Below are 17,673 nucleotides of genomic sequence, written 5' to 3'. Positions count from 1 at the left end.
CTGGGGTGGCTCTGGCGAACGCACGCGACGCGATGACCTCTCTCCCATCGTGCATCGCGCTGAAGCCCGGCCTTCTCAGGCCGGGCTTTTTTTTAGTAGTAGCCCGCCAGGTTGAGGAAGAATCCGCGCTGGTCGTACTCCAGCTCGGTCAGGTCGTCACTGAACTCGGTGAAGTTGTAGCCGATCCCGATCTTGAAGTTCTCGCCGACCTGCCGATCCAGTCCCACCAGCCAGCCGATGCGCTTGCCGCCGTCGTGCACGTCGAGCACGCGGTATTCGGCCATGGCCTCCCACTGGGCGACCAACATATAGCGCAGCTGCAGGGCGCTGAACTGCGTGCGGTTGTCCAGCCAGTCGCCAGTGCCACGGCCCTGGCGCTGCTCGCCTCGGCGCGCGGCCAGCTTGGCGGCCAGTTCCCAGTCTTCGTTGAGCTGGACCACGCCCTCCAGCGAGAGCACGTGCGAGCGCTGGTCATAGGTCTGTCCCCCCACCTGGCCCAGCGAGGCCACGTCGTAGAGATAGGTGTACTTGCCGAAGGCCGCCCAACGCGTGTTGTCGTGCGGGCGCCAGGCGAAGCCGACGTTGCTCTCCACCAGCTTGGCGCCGGCCTGCGGATTGAGCTTGTCATCGGTATCGGCGTAGTTGGCGCGCGCGGCCAGGCGCCAATCCTCGTTGAGCTTGATCGCCAGGCGGTTGGTGGTCACCCACTGGGTGCGCTGCTCGGCGCCGCTGTCGCGGCGGTATTCCAGCTTGCTCGACCACTGCGTACGCGCATCATTGCGCCCGCCGCTGACGCTGTAGGCGCGGCGCCGCACCTGCCCGCTGGCAGAGTCCAGGCGCCCGTCCATCAGCGTGCCGCCAATCGTCCAGCCATCGGCCGGCGCGTAGTCCAGGCCCAGGGTGTTGGTCAGCCCGGAGGTCTCGCTGTCGATGTCCTTGAGCTGCTGGCTCTCGTTGTAGACGTTGAGCCGGTCGGTCACCCGCCAGCGCTGGCCCAGCGTCCAGCCGTTCTGCGCGGTGGTGCTGCTGTCGTACCAGAGCGCGTCGGTCAGTTGATGGCTGCTGTAGCGGTAGGCGCCGTATACGGTCTGGTCGCGGTTGACGCGGTACTCGGCCTGCACCTGCGCGCCATGGCCACGACTGCCGCCGCTGAGTTCGCCACCGATGGTGGAGCGGTCACCGAACTGGTACTCGGCACCGACCGTGAGCAGGTTGTTACGGGCGTAGGCGCCGCCATCGTCGTCCAGGGTCAGCTGGCCCACGCCATACAACTCCAGCGCGCGGGTCAGCCGGTAGCGATAGCTCAGCGCCCCCAGCATCGCATCTGACGGGGTGGAAGTGCCGCGCTCCTCCACCCGGCGCAGCTCGCCGCCCACGGTGGCCTTGTCGCCCAGGCGCCAGTCGGCGGTGAGCTGGGTCTGGCTCAGCGACTGCGCGCCCAGTTCGGCCCGGGTATAGCGCCCGTAGAGGTTGAAGTCGTCGGTGACATAGCCCAGAAACTCGGCGCCGTATTCGGTCACCGGCTGACCGGTGTCGTAGCGCGAGATCGAGAAGCCCGCGTCCACCTCATGCCACCAGGCCCCCACGGTCCACTCGCGCTCGGTCCAGCCCAGTTCCTTGAAATTGGCGCGTCCTTCCACCGCCCACGCCTGGCCGGAGCGGTCGCCCTGGTCAGGATTGCGCTGGATGAAGCTCAGGCCGCCATTGTCCGAATAGAAGATCGGCGCGGCCGTGGCCTCGGTGCGGGTCAGCTCGGCCTTCAGATACGTGCCGCGCCCGGCCTGCAGCGTGACGTCGGCGCCTCTCAGCGTGTAGTCATCACCACCGCGGCTCTCGTCGACGTAGGTGCCGCCGACCGCGAAGTGATCGCCCAGCCATCGCTTGGCTCGCACGCCCCGGCTGAGGTCGTCGGTGTCGAAGTTGTCTGGCACATACTCGTAGTCCACCAGCAGGATCTGCTCATAGCCATCCAGCGGCGTGTCGCGGGTCAGGCTGCGTACGTTCTCGCGGGTGATCTGCGCCAGCGGCCGGGTGAGGAACAGGCGTCCCTGCAGTTCGTCGATCTCGTAGTCCACGCCGCGCTGCAGGCCGACGCTGGCCTCGGTCAGGCCGGTGGTGGGATCGCGCACCTCCATGGTGACCTGCTCGGAGCCGCGCAGCACGTCGGTGTGGCGCAGGTAATACAGGCTGCCGCCGGTGCCGAGGAATTCGCTGTGGCCCAGCGCGGTCTGCGCCTGCGAGCCGAACGCCTTGACCTGGCTGCGCGCCTCGCCCAGCGGCGTGGTCGCGCGCGAGCGCCAATCCAGCGCCGCGCCGTACAGCGCGCGGTTGTACTGGCCGTATTCGGTCTCGGAGAAGTTGGTGGCGAAGTTGCCCCACAGCGCCTGGCTCTGGTCCCACTCGGCGCGCACGTAGAGCTTGCCCTGCGTGTCCACGTCGCGATAAGTCACCGAGTCGTCGCCGTAGGTCGGGTAGTACAAGTCCGGGTCGAGTCGCCAGAAGACGTCGTCGGCCTCGGCCTCAAAGAAGCCATCGAACAGATGCTCCAGCTGCTTCTCCTGGGTATCGGCATGCGCGGTGATCAGATACTTCCCGCGCCACTTGCCCTTGGCATAGAACGCCAGCCGGCCTTCTTTGAGGAATCCGTCACCGGTGCTGCCATCGTCGGCCGCCATCGGCTCGGTATTGCCACTGGCCGTGTTGCGCGAGAGGGTCACATCGGCGATGCCCACCGCATAGGCATAGGTGCCGCTGACCTGCACATCGACCGTCTCGCGCACCGGCGCCTGGCCCGGCGCGATGGCCTGCACCTGGTAGCGATGCGCGCCCACTGGCTCGAGGAATTCGGCGGCGAACTGCCCGTCCGGCAGCACCGGGAAGTTCCGCCCGTCGATGCTCAAGCGCGTGCCGCGCGGGATGTCGGTGCCCTGGATGCGCACACGCGAGCCGCGGATGGCGATGTTCTGCAGGCGCAGTCCGTTGACCCCGTAGACCGCGTCGGTGAGCGACTGGTCCAGCGCGGCCTCGCCGCCCAGCGCCTGGCCGTCCTGGCGCAGCGCGGTGGTGCTGGCCAGTTCGGTGCCGCGCGCGTAGTCAGCCTCGGTCACCAGCGCGATGCGCTGCGCACGTGTTTCGTCGAACGCGCCGCCGGCGCCATAGGCGCGCGCCACATACAGCAGCGCATCGCCTTCGCGCAGGTTGAGGCGCTCGGGCAGCGTGCCATCCCAGGTGGCGTCGCCCAGCGGCGTCACCGGCAGGTTCACCGTGGCCAGCGGCGTCACCAGGTCGGTGTCGCTGGCGCGATAGACACTCACCTGCAGCCGGTCAATGAAAGCGGTGTAGTTGCTGTAGCTGTGGAAGCGGACCGCCCGGGTGATGCGGCCTGCCTCGAACGGGATCATCGACCCGGCCTGCACGTTGAGCACCGGCTCGGCCAGGGCAGGATCCTCTGTCGCCCACAGCACGCCGCCGCCGGGCAGTTCCAGCGCGCCGCCCACCGGCATCGCGACCGGGCTCGGGCTACTGGTGTAGGCCTCGGGCGTGGTGGCTTGGGTCGGCGCCAGGGGATCGCTCCCGGTCCCGGGCTGCACGATGGTCCGGTCGGGATCGCTGATCGTGTACAGCGGCGCGGGCGCCGGGCACGGCGGCATCTGGCAGTCGGTGACCTGCGGCTGCACCTGCTGGGCACGTAGCGCCGGAGCGATGGTCACGACCACCACCAGCAGCGGGCCGGAGAGACGGCGGCGCTTCATGGCGTGCCCCCCGTGGTCGACGCAGCCGGAACATCGCGACCGGCGGCCGGCAGCACGCGTGGCCCTTGCGGCAGATGGGCGTCCAGCGCGGCCTGTCGCGCCTGCAGGTGCACCGGGTCGACCGCGCTGGCCTGCACGGCTGTCAGCCGGCCCTCGGCCAATGCCTCGCCGAGGGCGCGCAGCAGGGCCGATGCGTCATCGGCCAATGCATCGCCATCGAAGCAGGTCTCCGACAGCGTCGCCTGCCCGTTGGTCAGCCGGACCCGCGCACCGCGCTGCGGGTCGCGCACCACCACGGCATCGCTGTCCGCGCCCGCCGCACGCAGCGCGGCCTGTGCCGCCAGCGCGCGTGCCACCGCAGGCGCTGCGCCGCCGGCATCCAGCACCACGGTGACGTCGGCCGGGGACTGCCGTAGCTGCGCGGCGATCTCCGCCCAAGTGGCTGCATGGGCCGCTTCGGCCTGCCCCGTCGGGTCGAACAAGGCCGGCGACAGGGTGAGTTGGCGCATGGCAGGGTCTTGCTGCGCCGTCCGCTGCGGCACGCGGACGCCGAAGTCGAAGCGCACCGGCAGTCCAGCGGTGATCCGGCGTACGCGCGGGTTGGGCGTGGTGAAGGTGGTGCCCGGCGGCAGCGTGGCGGCATCGACCTTGAGGATGTAGTTGCGCCCGCGCAGCGCGTTGCCCGCATCGATGCCGATCATGTGGAACCGGCCCTGGCCATCGGTGGTGGTCACCAGGCCTTCGACCGACCCGATACGCACGCCGGCGATGCCGCGCTCGCCTGCGCTCTGCACGCCGTTACCGTCCAGATCGTTGAACACCGAGCCCAGGACCAGGCTCTCTTCCTGCCGTGGCTCGCCTTCGATCTCGACCTCGGCGCTGGCCCAGTTGCTGATCTGCACTTCAGCCTCCTCCGGGCCTTCGCGGACCACGCCTTGGCTGACGTGCACGCCAGTCCCCGCGGCCGCGCCGATACGCAGGTAATAGGAGAAGGTCACCGCCTGCCCAGGATCGAAATTGACGCCGCTGATGGTGATCGGCGAGCTGGTCGTCACCCGCGCGTTGGGGCTGGGAAGGTCGGCCGCGGTGGGCGGCGCGGCGGCGGCAACCGGACTGCTGCGGCGCACGGCCTGCGCCTGCGCGGTAGCCTGGCGGGCCGACAGCAAGGTGCCGTCCAGGCGCATCGTGCCTTCGACATAGGTGAAGCCCGCAGGCGGAACGATGATGACTTCGTCGTCCAAATGCTGGGTGCGACCGACGTTTTCGGCCACCGCGGTGTAGCGCACCACGTCGCCCACGCTCACCATGCGCTCGGCAACCGACAGCTGCAGTCGGACGATGAAGTCCGGACTCTCCACGTCGATCGTCACCGCCGCGGTCCCGCAGCGCGGCGTGGGAGTGGATCGATCGCAGACGCGGTAGGTGAAGCGATCGGTGCCGACAAAGCCCCGGTTGGCCGTGTAGGTACAGCCTGACGCATCGCAGCTGACCGTGCCGTGCTGTGCGGGGGTGGCCAGCGACAGCGAGACGGGATCCAGCGGCGCGCCGGTGGTGGTGTCGTTGCCCAGGACATTGATCAGCACCGGCTCGGACGTCGCGCTCTCCACCGCTGCGGCCGATGTCGCCTCGGCGGTGTCGGGATTGAGCGTGATCCGGTTTCCCAGCACGGTGATGGTGACCGTGGCGGTCGCGCAGTTGGTCGGACTGGCCGTCTCGCACACGGTGTACTGGAAGCTGTCGTTGCCGCTGTAATTGGCCTGCGGGGTGTAGACGATGCCGCCCTGCCCGTTGCTGGCCGCCGCACCGAAGCCTGGCCTGGTGACCTGGGTGATGTTCACCGTGCTGGCATTCAGGGCGCCGCCGCCGCGCGTGTCGTTGCCCAGGACGGCGATCAGCTGTCCGGTGTTCTGCGGGGTTTGCGCCGTGTCGTCGACCGCCTGCAGCAGCGCGGGCTGCACCGTCACGGTGGCCGTGGCGGTGTCGCAGTTGGCCGGGTCGGTGACGCTGCAGATCCGATAGGTGATGAGATAGGTGCCCGCCGCCGTTCCGGCCGCTACGTCCAGCAGGCCGTTCGCGTCGATGGACAGCGGCCCTTGCGACACGGGTGCCAGGGTCACGTTGGCGGTGGTTGCCGGCTGGGCATTGAACTGGTCATTGGCCAAGACGTTGATCACGTCCCGAGCCCCCGCCGCGCCATTCACCGGCCCGACGCGGTCGTCGTTGGCGGCCAGCGCTGCGGCCTGCACCACGACGCTGACCTGCGCGGTATCGCAGTTGGCCGGGGTCGCGGTCTCGCACAGGCGGTAAACCAGGGTGTAGCTGCCTGATGCGGTCCCGGCCGTGACGTTCACCGCACCGGTCGCCGGCACCAGCGTAACGCCGGGGCTGGTCGAGGACACCTGGGTCAGCGTGGTCATGGCCAGCGTCGCGGCGGCGCCATTGAGCGTGTCGTTGACCAGCACGTTGGCCACCGCGGCACCGCCGCTGGCGCCGGTGACCGGAGTGCCGGTGTCGTCATTGGCCACGACCGTCGCCGCGCTGACGGTGACCTGCACGGTGGCGGTATCGCAATTGGCCGGCGTTGCGGCCTCGCACAGGGTGTAGCTGGCCGTGTAGGTGCCAGGCGCAGTGCCGGTAGCGATGCCCAATGAGCCATCGGGCGCCAGGGTGATCATCGGGCCACCGCCGGTCTGGGCCAGCACCGCGTTGGCCGGGCTGGCTGCGGCGCCGGCCACCGTGTCGTTGCCCAGCACGTTGCCGGCGGTGGTGCTGCCGGGCGGCACCGTGAAGCTGTCGTCGGCCGCGACCACCGTGACCGGGCTGGCGGTGACCGTCACCGTGACGCTGGCGGTGTCGCAGCGGGCCGGCTGGCTGGCCGCGCACAGGGTGTAGGTGGCCGTATAGGTGCCGGGCGGCGTGCCGGCCGCCACGGCGATGGTGCCATCGGCGCCGAGCGCGATCGTCGGGCCGCCGCCCTGCTGGGTCAGCGTCACGGTGGCCGGCGTCGCGGGCGTGCCATCCAACGTGTCGTTGGTCAGCACGTTACCGGCATTGGGATTGCCCGGCGCGCTGGTGAGCACATCGTCCCCGGCATCGACCACGACCGGCGTCGCACCGACGTTCACGGTCACGGTGGCGGTCGCGCACTCGGTCGGCGAGGCGGTCACGCAGATCCGGTAACGCGCCGTGTAGGTGCTAGCCGCGACGCCCACAGCGACCGCCACCCCGCCGTCGGCGGCGACCAGCAGCGCGGGCCCGCCGTCGAGTTGGCTCAGGCTCACGGTGCCCGCAGTGGCCGTGGCACCGGCGACCGTATCGTTGACCAGCACGTTGCCGGCATTGGCCGTACCGGCGCTGGCACTGAAGGCGTCGTCCACCGCCTCGACCGGTGGCGCGGTCGCATTGACCACCACAGTCACGGTGGTGGTCGCGCAGTTGGTGGGCGCGTCGACCTGGCAGATCTGGTAACTGGCCGGATAGCTGCCCGGCGCGGTGCCAGCCGCGACCGAGACGGTGCCATCAGCGGCCAGGCTCACTGCCGGCGCACCCCCGGTCTGGCCCAGCGTCACGCTGGCGGGCGATGCGGGCACGCCGTTGACCGTGTCATTGACCAGCACGCTGCCGGCATTGGCGGTGCCGGCGGTGGCGGAGAAGCTGTCGGGCACCGCCACGATCACGGCTTCCGCCACGGTCACCGTGACCGTCACACTGGCGGTATCGCAGACGGTGGGCTGCGCGGTGACGCAGATCCTGTAACTGGCGGTGTAGGTCCCGGCGCTGGTCCCGCCAGCGATGGACACCGTCCCGTCGGTCGCGATCGCGATGGCCGGGCCGCCGCCCAGCTGGGTCAGGGTCACCGTGGCGGTGGTGGCCGCCGCGCCATCCACCTGATCGTTGCCCAGGACATTGCCGATGGCCGGACTGCCCGCCGACCCGCCGAAACTGTCGTCCAGCGCGCCGATGGCCGCAGCCGTCGCATTGACGGTCACCGTGACCGTGGCGGTGTCGCAGTTGGATGGGCTGGCGGTTTCGCACAACCGGTAGGTGGCCGTATACGATCCGGCCGCCGTGCCCGCCGCGACCGAGACCGTCCCGTCGCTGGCGATCAACACCACCGGGCTGCCGCCAAGCTGGGTCAGCGTGACGGTCGCCGGCGTCGCGGGCACGCCTCCCAGCGTGTCGTTGAGCAGTACGTTGCCGGCATCCGGCGCGCCTGGCGTGGCAGCGAACGCGTCGTCCTGGGCCAGGACCGGGTTCGCCGCCGCCGTCACGGTCACGGTCACCGTCGCGGTGGCGCAGCTGGTTGGACTGGCGACGGCGCAGATCTGGTAGGTCGCCGTGTAGCTGCCTGGCGCGGTCCCGGTGGCCACGGCCACCGTGCCGTCGGCCGCGATGGTCAGCGTTGGTCCGCCGCTGCTCTGGGTGAAGCTGACGTTGGTCGGCGTGGCCGCCACGCCACCGACCGAATCATTGCCCAGCACGCTGACGGCGCTGGTGCCGCCTGCGGCGAGGGAGAAACCATCGTCCACCGCCACGATGGCCGGGGCGACATCGTTGACCGTGACGGCCACCGTCGCGGTGTCGCAGTTGCCCGGATCGCCCGCCTCGCAGATCCGGTAAGTGGCGGTGTAGCTACCCGCTGGCGTGGCCGGTGCCAGGGTGACCGTGCCATCGGCCGCGATGCTGATTGCCGGTGTGCCGCCGGTCTGGGTGAGGTCGACGCTGGACGCCGAAGCCACCGCGCCGTCCACGGCGTCATTGACCAGCACGTTGCCGACCGTGGTCGCGCCAGTGGTGACCACGTAGCTGTCATCCACCGCATCCACGGCCACCGCCGGGATCGCGGTGACCGACACGGTGACGCTGGCGGTATCGCAGTCGCCTGGTGCCGCAATGCTGCAGAGCTGATAACTGGCCGAGTAGGTGCCTGTGACCGTGCCACCGGCCACCGAGACGGTGCCATCGGCGGCGATGAGCAGTTCCGGCGATCCGGCCTGCTGGACCACCGTGGCATTGGCCGGGGTGGCCGGCGCGCCGGCCACGGTGTCGTTGCCCAGCACGTTGCCCACGTTGGCCGTGCCCGCCGACGCGCTGAAGCTGTCGTCCACCGCATCGATCGGCACAACGGCAGCGGTCACGGTGACGGTCACCGTGGCGGTGCCGCAGACGCTGGCGTCGGACAGCAGGCAGATCCGGTAGGTCGCTGTATAGCTGCCCGGCGCGGTTCCGGCAGCGACGCCGACCACGCCGCTGCTGTCGATGGTGAGCTGCGGGCTGCCGCTCAGCTGGCTGACGCTGACCTCGGTCGTGGTCGCCAGTGCGCCGTCAACCGTATCGTTACCCAGCACGTTGCCGACGCTGGCGTTGCCGGCCACGCTTGAGAAGGTGTCGTCCACGGCCAGGACAACACTGGCGCTGCTGACGACCACGCTGACGCTGGCCGTGTCGCAGTTCGACGGCACGGCGGTCTCGCACAGCTGGTAGGTGGCGGTGTACGTCCCCGCCGCCGCCCCGGTCGTGACCGAGACCGTTCCGTCTGGGGCGATCAGCACGGCGGGCCCACTGCCGAGCTGGGTGACCGTGGCCGTCCCGGTGGTCGCCGGCGCGCCGCCAAGCGTGTCGTTGTCCAGCACATTGCCGGCATTGGCCGTGCCGGCGGCCGCAGCAAAGGCATCATCAGCCGCGACGATGGCCGCGGCCGCGGTGACCTGCACACTTGCCGTGTCGCAATGGCCCGGATCACTGACCAGGCAGATCCGGTAGCTAGCGGTGTAGGTCCCGCCAGCGGCGTTGGACAGCGCCAGCGCGCCGTCGCTGCCGATCACCAGATCCGGGCTTCCTGCCAGTTGGGTAACGCTGACCGTGGCTGCGCTGGCCGCCACGCCATCGACGGTGTCGTTGTCCAGCACATTGCCGATGCTCGCGGTCCCCGCCGCCACGTAGTAGCTGTCGCTCACCGCGTCGACCACCGCTGCGACTGTCGTCAGCGTCACGCTGACCTGCGCGGTGTCGCAGTTGCTGGGATCGTCGATATCGCAGATGCGATAGGTCGCGGTGTAGATTCCCGCGGGCGCGCCGCTAGCCACGCTCACACTGCCGTTGGCGGCAATGGAGAGCACCGGCGCGCCGGTGGTCTGCACCAGGCTGACCGTGGCCGTTGTGGCGACCGCGCCGCCGACGCTGTCGTTGTCCAGTACGTTGCCAACCGTGCCAGTGATGGCGCTGGAATAGCTATCGTCATTGGCGACGATGGCTACCGTGGCGCTCACGTTGACCGTGATCGTGGCGGTGTCGCAGTTGGTCGGCACCGCGGTCTCGCACAGCTGGTAGCTAGCCGTGTAGCTGCCTGCAGCCGTGCCGGCCGCCACGGTGACCGTGCCGTCGGCGGCGATGACGATCGCCGGGGTGCCGCCCAGCTGGGTCAGGGCTACGATGCCGGGTGTCGCCGGTGTGCCACCCAGGGTGTCGTTGTCCAGCACGTTGCCGGCCATCGACCCCGCGCTGGCAGAGAACACGTCATGGACGGCGTCGACCACCAGCACGGGTGCCGGCACGTTGACCGTCACCGTCGCGCTGTCGCAGTCGCCGGGCGAGGCGATATCGCAGATCCGGTAGGTCGCGGTGTAGTTCCCGGCGGCCGTGCCCGCGGCGACGCTGACCGTGCCGGTGCCCGGATTGATCGTCAGCACCGGGCCACCGTTGATCTGGCTCAGGGTGACGTTGAGCGAGGTGGCCTGGCTTCCACCCACCTCGTCGTTGGACAGGACGCTGCCGGCGCTGGCCGCACCTGCGGCAATGTGGAAGCTGTCATCCACCGCGTCGATCGGCGCGACCGTCGCCACGACGGTGACGGTCACCGCAGCGGTATCGCAGTTGGCGGGATACGCCAGCTCGCACAGCTGATAACTGGCGGTATAGGTGCCGGCTGTCATACCGGCCGCCACGGTGACTACGCCATTGGCGCCAATGCTCAGCGCCGGCCCGCCCGTAGTCTGGCTCACGCTGACCGTCGCAGTGGTCGCCGCGGCACCATCGACGGTGTCGTTGCCCAGCACGTTGCCCGCACTGCTCCCCGCCGTGGCGGAGAACGCATCGTCCACCGCGTCCACCACCGCCGGTGCCGCCGTCACCGTGACCGTCACAGTCGCCGTGTCGCAGCTGGTCGGCGCGGCCTGCGCGCACAGACTGTAGCTGGCAACGTAAGTGCCGGGCGACGTCCCCGGCGCCACGCTGACGGTGCCGTCCGCGGAAAGGGTGATCGCCGGTTGCCCGCCGGTCTGGCTCAGCGAGGCGTTACCCGTTGTCGCGGTGGCGCCGCCGACGGTGTCGTTGTCCAGCACGCTGCCGCTGGCACTGCCTCCCGCGACGACGGCATACGCATCGTCCACGGCATCGACCGCCGGCGGTGCGGTGTTGACGGTCACCGTGACCGTCGCGGTGTCGCAACTGGTCGGGGAGGCCTGCGCGCACAGCTGGTAGGTCGCCGTGTAGGTGCCGGCCGCGGTGCCGGCAGCCACGCCGATGGTGCCGTCGGCCGCGATGGCGATCGCCGGCCCGCCACCAGTCTGGGTGAGCGTCGCATTGGCCGTCGTCGCGCCGACGCCATCGACGCTGTCGTTGCCCAGCACGTTGCCGGCGCTGGCGTTGCCGGCCAGGCTGGAGACCGCATCGTCCACCGCATGCACGGTGACCGGCGGCGCGCTGACGGTCACCGTGACCGTAGCGGGATCGCAGTTGGCGGGCACCGCCGCCTCGCACAGCTGATACGTCGCGGTGTATGTGCCCGATGCGGTGCCTGCGGCGATGCCAACCGTGCCATTGGGGGCGATGGTGATCGCCGACCCGCCGCTGGTCTGGGTGAGCACCGCGTTGGAAGCCGTGGGGGTGGCGCCGGCCAGGCTGTCATTCACCAGCACGTTGCCGACGCTCGCGTTGCCGGCCAGGCCGGTGAACGCGTCATCGACCGCGTCCAATGCGGAAGGCGACGCCGCGACGGTCACCACCGCCTGCGCGCTGGCGCAGTTGGAGGGGTTGAGCACCTCGCAGATCGCGTAGCTCACTGTGTAGGTGCCCGGCATGGCGCCGGCGGCGACGTCCAGCGTGCCATCGGCGTTGATGCTGACCGGGCCGTTGGGCGTGGAGGTCAGCGTCACCGCGCCGGGCGTCAGCGCCGCGCCATCGGCGGTGTCGTTGTCCAGGACGTTGCTCACCGCCGTCGCACCGGTGGCCGCATCCACCGGACCGGCGGCGTCATCGTTGGCGACCAGCACGGCGGCGGTGACGGTCACCACCACGTCGGCGTCGTCGCAGTTGGTCGGCGCGCCTGCCTCGCAGAGGCGATACAGCACGCTGTAGCTGCCCGCCGCGGTGCCGGCGGCGACAGTGACCGCACCCGTGGCCGGGTCGAGGACCACGTTCGGATTCGAGCCGCCCTGCACGGTCAGCACGACGCTGGACGCCTGAGCCGGCACACCGCCGAGCGTGTCATTGGCCAGTACGTTGGCGACCGCGGTTCCGCCCGCCGCGCCGCCGACCGTACCGCCGTCATCGACCGCGTCGATCGTCGGTGCGGTCGCGGCGACCGTGACCACGACCGTGGCGCTGGCGCAGTTGCTGGGATTGAGGACTTCACACAGCTGGTAGCTCAGCGTGTACGTGTTGGCCGCGGCACCGGGCGCCACATCAACGCTGCCGTCGGCATTGATGGTGACCGGGCCGACCGGGGTGGACGTCAACGTGACCTCGGCGGCGTTGACCGCCGCCCCGCCCAGGGTGTCGTTGCCCAGCACGTTGATGACCGCCGTCGCCCCGCTGGCCGCGTCGACCGGACCGGCGGTGTCATTGTTCGCCACCAGGGTCGCGGCCGCCACGACGATGGTGGCCGAGGCGATGTCGCAGTTGGATGGGTCGCTGGTCTGGCAGATCTGGTAGACCAGCGGATAGCTGCCTGCCGCAGCGCCTGCCGCGACCGACACCACGCCGGTCGCCGTGTCCAGGGTGATGCTGGGCATGGACGGGGGCGTCTGCAGGCTGAGCGTGACCGTGCCGGGACTGACCGACGCACCGGCCAGGGTGTCGTTGGTGAGCACGTTGCCGGCGTTCGCGCTGCCGGCGCGCCCCTGCACCGGGCCGAGGCTGTCATCGTTGGCAACGATGCTGTCCGGAGTCACCGGCACGGCCGGCGAGGTGGACGTGTTGTTGCCCGGGTCGGGGTCGGTGATGGTGGGCGGCAGGCTGAGGCTGGCCGTGTTGGCCCCGATGGTCGCCGGCGTCGTGGTCGGGGCCGTGGCGTTGACCACCACGGTGACGGTGTCGGCCGGCCCGACATCCAACTGCAGGGACACGCTGCCGCTCCCACTGGGGGCACCACAGGCCGATGCCACGCTACCGGCGGCGCAGGTCCAGGTGACGTTCTGCAGCTGCGCAGGGACCGCATCGCTCAAGGTCACGCCCGGCGCGCGCGACGGCCCGAGGTTGGACACCGCGATCTGGTAGCGGACGCCCCCCCCCACGGCGACCGGCGTGGCACTCAGCAGGGTCTTGCTCAGCGACAGGTCGGCCTGCAGCGCCAACGCATTCTGGTCGGTGGCGCTGTTGTTGCTGGTATTCGGGTCGGTGGTGTCCGCCGGCAGGGTCAGGCTGGCGGTGTTGGACAGCGTGGTCGGATAGGTCTGCGCGGCTGCGATGGCCGGCATCAGCAGCAGAACTGTCAGCCACAGCATGCAGCCCGCGCGCCGCCGGGCGATCGCGTTCGGGCGCGCTGGCTGCGGTTGGAAAGGCCGGCGCATCGTCGCCTTGCGCCTCAGTAACCCGCCGCGTCAGCGCTGTAGCTGACGGGGACGTTGATGACGGCCTGGGCACCGGCGGGCAGGTTCACGCTGATGGCGATCACCGTGCCCCCCGCGCTGCCGCCCGAGGCCGGGCAGCTGCCGCCGCCGGTCGAGGCGCAGGCCCAGGGGCCGGACAGCGCCGCACCGGTCGGCAGCGTGTCGTTGACCACGGCCCCGGTGACGTCGGCTGGTCCAGCGTTGCTCACCGTGATCACATAGGTGCCGCCGCCGCCCGGCGTGTAGCTGCTGCTGGCATCGCTCTTGGTCACACTCAGGTCGGCCAGCCGCGCACTGTTGGTGATCCGGCACACGACGGTGGTCGGCACGTTGCTCAGGGCCGGTGCGACGTACTCGAAGCTGGTGCCCGCGCCGCTGGCGACGCTGTTGTTGTCCTGGTCGGCACATGACCAGGTGGTGGTGTAGCGGCTCAAGATGGTGCCATTGGCGGCCGCCTCGGCCAGTGCGTAGGTGCTCTGCGGCGTGGTCACGAACGGCGTGGTCGTTCCCCCGTTGCCAACGTTGCTCGCAGACGCGACCACGCTGCCGCCGGTGCTGATGTTGAGGTCGAAGCGCCCGGCATCGTTGGTCGGCGCCAGTACCTTCTGCAGGCTGAGCACCACGGCGCAGGAGCGGGCGATGCCCTCGACGGTGAACACGGCCTCGCCGATCCGGATGCCCAGCAGCGCCAGCAGGTTGTCGACCAGTCCACCCAGGACCGTGTTGAGGATCGGCGTGAGCAGGGAGACGACCTGGGTGGAGAGCGTGCTGGTGGTCAAGCTGACGACCTGACCCACCAGCGTGGTGACGGCCGAGGGCGTGGTGATCGGCGAGCCCAACAACGTGGCCGAGACTGCGCCGGCCGTCGTGGTGAGGGTCAGGTTCTGCAGCAGGCTGGTGATCAGGGATCCAGCGCTGACCGTGCCCGCGCTGGCAGTGCGCGTCTGCGGAAACGGCGCCGAAACGGTGAACGACTGCATGCCGGGCGATCCGGTGGCCGCCGCCTTTGCCTGCACGGCAAGCGGCACCTGTGCGGTCACCAGCCCCAGTCCCAATACGCTGGTCTGAAACCGTAGGTTGAGGGTGGTCAGGGTGGTCGGTGTCACCACCGCGCTGGTGATCACCTGGCTGCGGTTGAAGAACGTCGCATCCGGGATGCTGCCGATGTACAGGTTCACCAGGCCAGGGCGCCCGGTGAAGCTCACCGTATTGGCCAGCCCATCGACGGCGGTGATGGTGCCCTCGGCCCGCGCGATGTCGGCATAGGCCTGCACGGTCAGCACGCTGGCCGAGAGTTGGGTGTTGCTGACCCCCAGCCCGTTGATGGCCATGCGTAGCGATGCAAGATCGAAGTTGCTGATCGCCTGCGCGTTGAGCTTGATCCGGATGGCGCCGGTGTGGAACGCGCTTCCCGCGCCACCGCAGACGTACGTCGGCGGCTCGACCACCTGAGCCCACAGCTGCAGCGCCGTGACTCCCGACAGACCCAGCGCCGCGGTGTCTACCGTGATCGGTTGCGGCGTGGTGGCCACGTTGGAGAAGTTGTAGAGCTGGACGCTGCCTGTCACGACATCCAGCAGATCCAGATCGATATCCGCCAGCGATCCCTGCGGCAGGCTGACCTGCAAGAGGTTCGACAGGCGGACGGTGCCCGAGAGCCCACTGAGTGCCGGCGAGAGCGCGTTGAGCGCACTGACTGCCGCGGTGTTGCCATCGGCCTGGGCCACCTGCACCAGCGCGAGCCGCAGCTGGGCCAAGGTCAACTGGCTATTGAGGATCTGGCTGGTGTCGCTCAGCCCCAGGTTGGCGCCAAGCTGGGTGATCAGTGCATTGAGATTGACATCCGACTGCGCCAGCGCGTTCCAGTCCAGGACGCTGGCATTGACCGTGGTACCGGGCAGCAGCAGGCGGAACAGGAGATTCAGCAGCGGTCCCTGCGTACTGTCTACGCTCACCAGCCGCGGGCCAGCCGACACGCAGGCGCCGGCGGTACAACCGGTCTGCGCCTGGGCGGATGCGAAAGGCCAGCATGCGACGAGCAGGACCGCCAATGCGAAGGCGCGCATCGACACGCCCAGCCCCCGGCCGTGATTTTGGGATGTCTTCACCGGCTTCCCCATCCTTGCGCTGAATCCGATACCCGGGTCCTAATCGATGCCTGCGTGGCAGGCGCGGGATGCGGCCCGGCATCAACGCGAATGTGCGCGGACGTCTGCAATATTGTTCAAGCCGCCCCCACGAATGAAATGAAAGGTCAGGCATGACGCCGCGCGTCGGTGACTGCGCGGCGCCCTCTTTTTTTTTGATAATTCAAATCGGGCGTTTGTCCAAATCAGCGAGCGCCCGGAGGGCGTCAGTTTCACTAACACGCCGGGTAATCCAGCTTTCTGATGACTTGGAAACTTGCCTGTGTTAGTAAAACCCGACACGCGCCGCCACAGCTCGCGCCGCAGGCAACATCACCCAAGGGAGTTCACACATGCACGTCATGGCAGATCGCATCCGGCAGGCACGCAGGCTCAGGAGTCTCTCGCAGACACAACTGGCACAGACCGTCGGCGTCCAGCGCAGCGCGGTCGCACAGTGGGAGCGGGCTGGCGGGACGCACCCCAGCGTCGAGCATCTGGCGCAGATCGCAGTCACCACGCAAGTGCTGTTCGAGTGGCTGGCCACCGGGCGCGGCCAGATCAGCGCGGAAGCCAGTGCGCCCACCGAGCACAGCGAGCTACTCGCTAACATGGCGGAGAACGTCGCAAGAGACGAGGTCGAGAGCAATGTCCTGCAACTGATGCGCAAGTTGTCGCCGCGTCGGCGCTCAGCCGCCTATCAGCTGCTACGCGCCATGGTCGGTTGAAGAACAACCCGATCAAGCATTAAGTCTCCGGCATTTTTGTTTTGTAACCGGTTACAGCAGGCGCCCCGAAGAATTCATATTCGCGCATTATGTCTCTCACTCGCGTTGCTTCGATGCGGCGTTTGGACAAGAAAAAACCCGCCGGCGGCGGGTTTTCTTTCTTAATTGACATTTGCTGACAGACTGGCTCGACCTTCACACCGCGGCATCCTTGAACAGGGTTTCGGGATATTCCGGCTTCTGCTCCCGTGCCAGCAGGCGCTCCAGCGCGTCGCGCGGAGTGATGTCGCCGTGCAGCACGTCGCTGACCGCCTCGGAGATCGACAGGTCGATCCCGTGCTTGCGCGCCTGCCGCATGACCTCGTCGGCGGTCTGCACCGACTCGACCACCTGCCCGATCTCCTTGACCGCCTCGGCGATGGACTGGCCACGGCCCAGGGCCAGGCCCAGCCGGCGATTGCGCGACAGGTCGCCGGTGCAGGTCAGCACCAGGTCGCCCAGGCCCGCCAGGCCCATGAGCGTTTCCGGGCGCGCCCCGATGGCCGCGGACAGTCGCAGCATCTCGTTGAGCCCGCGGGTGATCAGGCCGGCACGGGCGTTCAGCCCCAGGCCCATGCCATCGGCCACGCCGGTGGCCACGGCCAGCACGTTCTTCATCGCCCCGCCCAGTTCGGCACCGATCATGTCGTTGCCGGTGTAGGCGCGGAAGGCCGGACCATGCAAGACGTCGGCGACCTGCTGGCTGAAGACCTCGTCGGCGCCGTGAATGGTCAACGCGGTGGGCAGGCCCTGCGCGACTTCCTTGGCGAACGAGGGCCCGGTGACCACGGCCAACGGCACCTCGGGCCCGAGCACGTCCTCGGCCACTTCGTGCAGGAAGCGGCTGGACCCGGGCTCGAACCCCTTGGTCGCCCAGCTCACGCCCACGCCGTCGGGGCGCAACGGCGCCAGCAGGCGTAGGGTTTCGGTAAAGGCGTGGGACGGCACGACAACCAGGATCAGGTCGGCGTCGGCCATGGCGACCGCCAGCTCGGTGGTGGCGCGCAACGTCTCCGGCAAGGCGATGCCCGGCAGGTAACGCGGATTCTCGTGCGAGGTGTCGATGGCCTGCGCCACGCCCGGATCTCGCCCCCACAGCACGGCCTGGTGGCCGTGCCGGGCGATCAATGCAGCCAGTGCGGTACCCCAGGAACCGGCACCGAGCACTGCAACCTTCAAACTTGTCATCTCATCCCCTGGC

5 protein-coding genes are annotated in these 17,673 nt (G+C 69.2%); 1 reads left to right on the top strand and 4 read right to left on the bottom strand.

Features of this window, described 5'->3' with window-relative positions; translation table 11 throughout:
• Positions 1–92: 92 nt before the first annotated feature.
• The 3 genes from PJ250_RS09250 to PJ250_RS09240 all read right to left on the bottom strand — a co-directional run bounded on the left by PJ250_RS09250 (position 93) and on the right by PJ250_RS09240 (position 15,687).
• Entirely contained in the window at positions 93–3,752 is a 3,660-nt protein-coding gene (locus PJ250_RS09250) for a porin family protein (RefSeq protein ID WP_271648286.1), read from the bottom strand.
• Positions 3,749–13,474: an Ig-like domain-containing protein gene (locus PJ250_RS09245; protein ID WP_271648285.1), complete on the bottom strand. Its 9,726-nt coding sequence runs from the start codon at positions 13,472–13,474 to the stop codon at positions 3,749–3,751. The genes PJ250_RS09250 and PJ250_RS09245 overlap by 4 nt, the downstream gene beginning before the upstream one ends.
• Before the next feature lie 80 nt (positions 13,475–13,554).
• Positions 13,555–15,687, bottom strand: coding sequence for a hypothetical protein (locus tag PJ250_RS09240; protein WP_271648284.1), 2,133 nt, complete (start codon positions 15,685–15,687; stop codon positions 13,555–13,557).
• A gap of 371 nt (positions 15,688–16,058) precedes the next feature.
• Here PJ250_RS09240 and PJ250_RS09235 point away from each other — a divergent pair, with 371 nt between their 5' ends.
• Positions 16,059–16,433 (top strand): helix-turn-helix transcriptional regulator, encoded by a 375-nt coding sequence (locus PJ250_RS09235; RefSeq protein ID WP_271648283.1) that lies wholly within the window; start codon positions 16,059–16,061, stop codon positions 16,431–16,433.
• 195 nt (positions 16,434–16,628) lie between these two features.
• Here the strand turns inward: PJ250_RS09235 and PJ250_RS09230 are convergent, their stop codons facing one another.
• The gene (locus PJ250_RS09230; protein WP_271648282.1) at positions 16,629–17,660 is read right to left on the bottom strand and encodes an NAD(P)H-dependent glycerol-3-phosphate dehydrogenase; all 1,032 of its coding nucleotides are present in this window, start codon (positions 17,658–17,660) and stop codon (positions 16,629–16,631) included.
• Between the last annotated feature and the right edge of the window lie 13 nt (positions 17,661–17,673).

It is taken from the genome of Pseudoxanthomonas sp. JBR18 (assembly GCF_028198165.1).
Classification (GTDB): domain Bacteria; phylum Pseudomonadota; class Gammaproteobacteria; order Xanthomonadales; family Xanthomonadaceae; genus Pseudoxanthomonas_A.
This window is presented reverse-complemented; position numbering and strand designations above follow the sequence as displayed.

What these genes read in the sequence shown, in the direction of transcription:
- PJ250_RS09250 (WP_271648286.1), bottom strand. Translation starts at nt 3,752, where the DNA reads ATGAAGCGCCGCCGTCTCTCCGGCCCGCTGCTGGTGGTGGTCGTGACC.
- PJ250_RS09245 (WP_271648285.1), bottom strand. Translation starts at nt 13,474, where the DNA reads ATGCTGTGGCTGACAGTTCTGCTGCTGATGCCGGCCATCGCAGCCGCG.
- PJ250_RS09235 (WP_271648283.1), top strand. Translation starts at nt 16,059, where the DNA reads ATGCACGTCATGGCAGATCGCATCCGGCAGGCACGCAGGCTCAGGAGT.
- PJ250_RS09230 (WP_271648282.1), bottom strand. Translation starts at nt 17,660, where the DNA reads ATGACAAGTTTGAAGGTTGCAGTGCTCGGTGCCGGTTCCTGGGGTACC.